Origin of the sequence: Vannielia sp. (assembly GCF_029212645.1) — a bacterium.
Classification (GTDB): domain Bacteria; phylum Pseudomonadota; class Alphaproteobacteria; order Rhodobacterales; family Rhodobacteraceae; genus Vannielia.
Genome location: NZ_JARGND010000001.1, coordinates 139,961 through 146,121, shown reverse-complemented (window position 1 = coordinate 146,121; position 6,161 = coordinate 139,961). Strand labels below are relative to the sequence as shown.

7 protein-coding genes are annotated in these 6,161 nt (G+C 62.9%); 1 reads left to right on the top strand and 6 read right to left on the bottom strand.

Going from position 1 to position 6,161, the window contains the following annotated elements:
- The coding region (locus P1U55_RS00720; RefSeq protein ID WP_301045540.1) for a cytochrome b N-terminal domain-containing protein at nucleotides 1–917 on the bottom strand (917 nt) is incomplete at its 3' end.
- 15 nt (nucleotides 918–932) lie between these two features.
- Nucleotides 933–1,493 (bottom strand): ubiquinol-cytochrome c reductase iron-sulfur subunit, encoded by a 561-nt coding sequence (petA, locus tag P1U55_RS00715; RefSeq protein WP_301045539.1) that lies wholly within the window; start codon nucleotides 1,491–1,493, stop codon nucleotides 933–935.
- A 294-nt stretch (nucleotides 1,494–1,787) separates the two neighbouring features.
- On the opposite strand from petA, the gene P1U55_RS00710 reads away from it, so the two are divergent.
- Nucleotides 1,788–2,456, top strand: a complete 669-nt coding sequence (locus P1U55_RS00710) for an outer membrane beta-barrel protein (protein WP_301045538.1) — start codon at nucleotides 1,788–1,790, stop codon at nucleotides 2,454–2,456.
- Nucleotides 2,457–2,519: 63 nt separating this feature from the next.
- Here the strand turns inward: P1U55_RS00710 and P1U55_RS00705 are convergent, their stop codons facing one another.
- The 4 genes from P1U55_RS00705 to dapF all read right to left on the bottom strand — a co-directional run bounded on the left by P1U55_RS00705 (nucleotide 2,520) and on the right by dapF (nucleotide 6,077).
- Nucleotides 2,520–3,134, bottom strand: coding sequence for a glutathione S-transferase (locus P1U55_RS00705; protein ID WP_301045537.1), 615 nt, complete (start codon nucleotides 3,132–3,134; stop codon nucleotides 2,520–2,522).
- Between the two features lie 187 nt (nucleotides 3,135–3,321).
- Nucleotides 3,322–3,933, bottom strand: coding sequence for an FMN-binding negative transcriptional regulator (locus P1U55_RS00700; protein ID WP_301045536.1), 612 nt, complete (start codon nucleotides 3,931–3,933; stop codon nucleotides 3,322–3,324).
- A gap of 75 nt (nucleotides 3,934–4,008) precedes the next feature.
- Nucleotides 4,009–5,262, bottom strand: a complete 1,254-nt coding sequence (mtaB, locus tag P1U55_RS00695) for a tRNA (N(6)-L-threonylcarbamoyladenosine(37)-C(2))-methylthiotransferase MtaB (protein WP_301045535.1) — start codon at nucleotides 5,260–5,262, stop codon at nucleotides 4,009–4,011.
- Complete coding sequence (gene dapF / locus P1U55_RS00690) at nucleotides 5,259–6,077, bottom strand: diaminopimelate epimerase (protein WP_301045534.1); 819 nt, start codon at nucleotides 6,075–6,077, stop codon at nucleotides 5,259–5,261. The genes mtaB and dapF overlap by 4 nt, the downstream gene beginning before the upstream one ends.
- Nucleotides 6,078–6,161: the final 84 nt, after the last annotated feature.

Sequence of the window (6,161 nt, the reverse complement as noted above, 5' to 3'; positions counted from 1 at the left end):
CGCAGGATCGCGTAGAACGGCAGGAAGTACCATTCCGGCACAATGTGTGCGGGTGTCGAGAGCGGGTTTGCCTCGATGTAGTTATCGGGGTGGCCAAGATAGTTTGGCATGAAGCCGACGATGGCGAAGAACACCGCGAGGATCACCGCCAGGGCGAAGAGATCCTTGATCACGAAGTAGGGCCAGAACGGCAGCGTGTCTTTCTCGGCATCTTCCTTCGAATCGGTGCGCACCGGAACCCCGGTGGGGTTGTTGTTGCCGGTGGTGTGGAAGGCCCAGATATGCACCACCACGAGGGCGGCGATGACCATGGGCAGCAGGTAGTGCAGCGAGAAGAAGCGGTTCAGCGTGGCGTTATCCACCGCCGGGCCGCCCAGCAGCCATGTTTGCAGGCTTTCCCCGATAAAGGGGATCGCGCCGAAGAGGCCGGTGATCACCGTAGCGCCCCAGAAGGACATTTGGCCCCATGGCAGAACGTAGCCCAAGAAGCCTGTGCCCATCATGCAGAGGTAGATCAGCATGCCGACGATCCAGGTGATCTCGCGCGGGCTCTTGTAGGAGCCGTAGAACAGACCCCGGAAGAGGTGGATGTAGACCGCAAAGAAGAACAGTGAGGCGCCGTTCATGTGCAGATACCGAATGGCGTAGCCGCCGTTCACGTCACGCATGATGTGTTCGATCGAGGCAAAGGCCTGATCGACATGCGGCGTATAGTGCATTGCAAGGGTGACGCCGGTGGCGATCATCAGGACAAGGCAGAAAGCGAGAACAATGCCCCAGATCCACCACCAGTTAAGGTTTTTGGGGGTCGGGATCATCAGGGTGTCATAGGCGAGACCCACCACCGGGAGGCGGCTGTGAAGCCACTTCTCCAGGCGGCTCTTGGGTTCGTAGTGGTCGTGCGGGATACCGGACATGCGCGTTTCCTCTCCTTACCCGAGCTTGATGGTGGTTTCGTCAAGGAACTCCGCGATCGGGACCGGGAGGTTCTCTGGTGCCGGACCTTTGCGGATGCGGCCAGACGTATCGTAGTGCGACCCGTGGCAGGGGCAGAACCAGCCGCCGAAGTCGCCAGCGCCATCACCGATAGGCACGCAGCCAAGGTGGGTGCAGACGCCCATCATCACCAGCCACTCACCGTTTTCGTCGAGGGAGCGGTTTTCATCGGTGGCGGGCAGGCCGGGCTTGTTGGCGTTTCGGTCAACCGGATCAACCAGTTGCTCAACCGGGACCGAGCGCGCGTCATCAATGTCGGCCTGGGTGCGGCGGCGGATGAATACCGGTTTGCCGAGCCATTTGACGGTAAGTTGAGTGCCGGGCTCAACGCCGCTGACATCAACGCGAATAGAGCTGAGGGCGCGCACATCGGCGGATGGGTTCATCTGGTTTACAAGGCCCCAACCGGCGGCGCCAACGGCAACCGTGCCTGCGCCTGCGGTTGCGTAGTAGATGAAATCCCGGCGAGTGCCTTCGGGGTCGTGGGTGTCCGACACGGGTCGTTCTCCTTCTCACCGGCTCGAACCTATCGAGCCATGCACTGGCTGGCGGGCTTTTTGCAAAGGACGCCAGTTCGCGCGGTTATTATCGCTCTCCATCGCACCAGTCCAGCAGACATTCCAGCCCAGATGCGGCCAAGTGACGCAAAATCCTTGCAAACCGATGAAATATCGCCACGAAGGGCCAAATTTTTTTGCTCCTCACGCTGCGGTGTTTTCCATCTGGCGGAGGCTGTGCTAGGTCGACGCAGGACGCGCTGACGCCACGCCATTAGTTCGGAGCCACCAACCATGCACCCTCAAGCCCTTATCCGCCTTGCTGCGGTTTTCACCCTATTGATCGCTGCGGCCGTTCCGGCCAGAGCGGAGATCGCGCTGAGCTTTTACACCGGGTATCAGACCGCGCCCCATAGCCGGATTGAGGGCAATGACGGCACCTCGGATTTTTCGTTCTTGGCCGAGTGGGAAGGGCTTTCGTTCGAGATGCCGCCTTACTACGGCCTGCGTGCCGTTTGGTGGCGCAATGAGAACCTGGGGTTTGGTGCGGAGTTCACCCACACCAAGGTTTATGCCTCTGACGACACCCGCGCAGACAACGGCTTTGACAATCTTGAGCTGACGGACGGGCTGAACATTATCACCGCCAACATTCACTACCGCTGGCCGGGCCAGTGGATGGACGGCAAGCTGACCCCTTATGTGGCGGGTGGCATTGGTATTGCGGTTCCGCATGTAGACATTACCCCGACGGGCGGCGCGGAAACCTTTGAATATCAGCTCACTGGCCCGGCTGCGCGCTGGACGGCGGGTGTGTCTTACGCGATCAACGACAAGTGGGCGGTGTTTGGCGAATACCAGGGCGTTTACTCGTCCAACAAGGGCGACCTTGAAGGCGGCGGCGAGTGGGAATCAGACATTGTCACCAATGCGATCAACATTGGCCTGACCTATAATTTCTGAAGAGTCCGGGTGGGTTAGCGCCCACCCCACGGTGGCCAAAACGACGCCCTGCCGCGCTTTTCTTCAAGCTTTGGGCGGGGTTGTTGCCTGCATTGACGGGCGCTCGGAGAAGCGGGCGAACCAGTTTGCCAGCCCATCGTGACCGCTGCGCCAATCACGCTCTGGCAGACGATAATCAATATAGGCAAGGGCGCAGGCGAGGGCGATTTGGGCGGCGTCCAGACGGCCCGACAGGTGGCTTACCCAACGTGCATTCACAGCGTCGATCGTGCGGCTTGCCTTTTGCCATTGGGCCTCGACGATCTCGGGCATCTGCATGTTTTCAGGGCGTAAACGCCCCTCGTAGACCATTGCCACGCAAGCTTCGGAGATGCCGTGAGCCAGCGCCTCAAGGGTGAGCACTTCCCAGATCCGCGCCTCGGGATAGAGGGTGCTTCCGGCGTGTGCGTTCAGGTAGCGGCAAATCACCCGGCTATCCATCAGGGCGGGGCCATCGGGGCGCTCCATCACCGGAATCTTGCCCAAGGGGTTTTGCGCCAGAGGCATTGTGCCCGGCTCCAAAGGGGTGCCGGACGCGGGGACGATTTCGATATCGTCAACCAGCCCGGTTTCGTGAGCGGTGACCATGACCTTGCGAACGAAGGGGGAGGTTTGGCTGTGATGGAGGATGAATCCCATGGTTTTTTCCCGATGCGCGTTAAGAGAGCGGTTACCGTGGCGCAAGTTTACGCAAGCGACAAGTTAACCGTGAAAAGCAGGGGGCCACAAGGGATGCACAACCCATGCACAAGTGATGCACATGTCATTTGACATGGCGATGGCGGGTTAACGCCGCGCGCGCTGGGGCTTGACGGGCCCCGCTGCGCTACAGTGTCGCGCGCATGTGTCCGGCGAGGGTGGCGACCTCGCTGCCGAGGTCCGCAGCCTCGGCCCCATCGGCGGCGCGCAGGCGCGCTTCGACGGGTTTGTTCTGGCCAAATTTCGCGGTGGTTTGGACGGCGGTGATGATGAGGCGGAAGGGCAGGATCATCCGCATCATCCGATCCAGCGCTTCGGGGGCCATCTTGCCGGTTTGCCAGACGGGCTTTGGCGCGAGGCGCGATTCGAAATGGGCGGAGAGGCGATCAAGGTGGGGGCGCAGGCTTTCGGGTGGCAGCGGCTCCAGCCGGCCTTCTAGGTGGGTGGCGAGATATTTCCATGTGGGCACCTGATCGGGCAGATTATACCAGTCGGGGGAGATGTAACTATCAGCCCCCATCACAGAGAGGCGGGTGGGCAAGGGCGCGGTGCAGGCGCGGGCCAGCGGATTGGAGCGCATGAGATGCAACTCTGCCGCGCCCTCGGTGAGCACGAAGGGCACATGGGCGACAAGCGGCAGAGGATCACCATTGGCGATGAGGGTGCCAAAGCCGCGCTCGGCAGCGAAAGCGAGCGCCGCGCCCTCGGGGGTGGCGTGGTAGATCGGGTTGGGGTGCATGGGAATGGACCTTCGCTGTGCCAAGAGATTGTGTGCCTCCGGCGGGGATATTTACAGCAAGAAAATGCGGTGCGGTCAGGCGGCGGTGAGGCGGTGGCCTTCGGTGCCGGTGATAGTGACCGGGAGCAGCGCCCCTTCGGGCTGGTCGGTGGTGAAGGTGACTTCGGCAAACTGCTCGGTGCGGCCCATGCGGGGATTTTCGGTGAGCACCATATGGCGGCGGCCCTGCTGCGCGGCGAGGTGGCGGGCCACGGCGGCCTCGCCAGCGGCGCGAAGCCGGGCGGCGCGGGCTTTGATGGTGGTGCCGTTCACCGCGGGCATTTTGGCCGCCGGGGTGCCGGGGCGGGGGGAGTAGGGAAAGACGTGCAGCCAGGTGAGGTTGCAATCATCGACGAGGCGCAGGGAGTCCTCGAAGTGGGCGTCGGTTTCGGTGGGGAAGCCTGCGATGATGTCGGCGCCAAAGGTCATTTCGGGGCGCAGTTTAAGCGCCTCTTCGGTGAAGCGGATGGCATCATCGCGCAGGTGGCGGCGTTTCATGCGCTTGAGGATCAGGTCAGCGCCATGCTGGAGCGACAGGTGCAGGTGGGGCATGAGGCGCGGCTCGGTGGCGATGGCCTGCATGAGGTTTTCATCCACCTCGATGGAATCAATCGAGCTGATCCGCAGGCGGGGGAGATCGGGCACCAGCTTGAGGATGCGCATCACCAGATCGCCCAAGCGCGGCTCGGCGGGCAGATCAGCCCCCCATGAGGTGAGATCGACGCCGGTGAGCACCACCTCGTTGAAGCCCTTTTGCACCAGCCGTTTGATTTGCTCGACGACGACGCCTGCGGGCACCGAGCGCGAGTTGCCGCGCCCGAAGGGGATGATGCAGAAGGTGCAGCGGTGGTCACAGCCGTTTTGCACCTGCACATAGGCGCGGTGGCGGCCGAAGCCATCAATCAGGTGGCCGGCGGTTTCGGTGACGGACATGATATCATTGACCTGCACACGCTCGGTTTCGCCGACGAAATCGGGCGCGAGGGAGGCCCAGGTGGAAGGCTGCATTTTCTCGGTGTTGCCGATCACATGATCGACCTCCGGCATCTCGGCGAAGGTTTCGGGGGCGGTTTGCGCGGCGCATCCGGTGACGATGAGCTTGGCGGAAGGATTCTCGCGGCGCAGTTTGCGGATGTCCTGGCGGGCCTTGCGCACAGCTTCGGAGGTGACGGCGCAGGTGTTGACGACGACAGCGCCGGAGAGGCCAGCCGCCTCGGCCAGTTCGCGCATCGCTTCGGTTTCGTAGGCGTTGAGGCGGCAGCCGTGGGTGGAGAAGGTGGGCGGGGTCATGGGATCAGCTGCCCGTTGAACACATGGGCGGTTGGCCCGGTCATCCAGACGCCATCCTCGCGCCAGTCGATATGGATGGTGCCGCCGTCAAGCGCGATGGTGACGGTGCGCGAGGTGAGGCCGCGCCGCGCGGCGGCCACGGCGGTGGCGCAGGAGGAGGAGCCGGAGGCCAGCGTGATGCCGGTGCCGCGCTCCCACACCCGCATCCGCAGGTGATCGGGGCCGATGAGGTGGGCGAACTGCACGTTGGTGCGCTCGGGGAACAGCGGATCATGCTCAAAAGCAGGGCCGAGGGTGGCGAGATCAACCGCCTCGGCATCGGGCACGAAGAAGGTGCAATGCGGGTTGCCCATGCTGGTGGCCGTGGGCGCGCCATCGAGCGGCAGCGCGAGGGTATCAACCTCATGGGCGAGGGGGATATCCTGCCAGGCGGTGAGCGGTGCGCCCATGTTAACCGAAGTTTGCCCCGCGCCTGCATCGACGCAGGGCAGTGTGCCACGGTCGGTTTGCAGGGTGAGGGCGCTTTGGCTGCTCTCCTCCATCAGGTAGCGGGCGATGCAGCGGGTGGCATTGCCGCAGGCGGCGGAGAGCGAACCATCGGCGTTATAGAAGGTCAGGTGAGCATCGGCGCCCTCGGCGGGGAGAATCACCGCAAGCTGATCAAAGCCGACGCCGCGATGACGGTCCGCCAGCATGGTTGCCAGGGCGGTGGTGACAGGGGGGCCGCCCGCGCGGTGATCGAGCACCACGAAGTCATTGCCCAGCCCGTGCATCTTCATGAAGGGCAGGCCGCGAGGGGGAGCGGTTTTGCGCATGGATGGGGATATACAGGCGCAGGATGCGGCTTTCTAGCCCGGTGAGGCAGATTTGCGCTTTACCCGCGCGAAGGGATTGCCTAG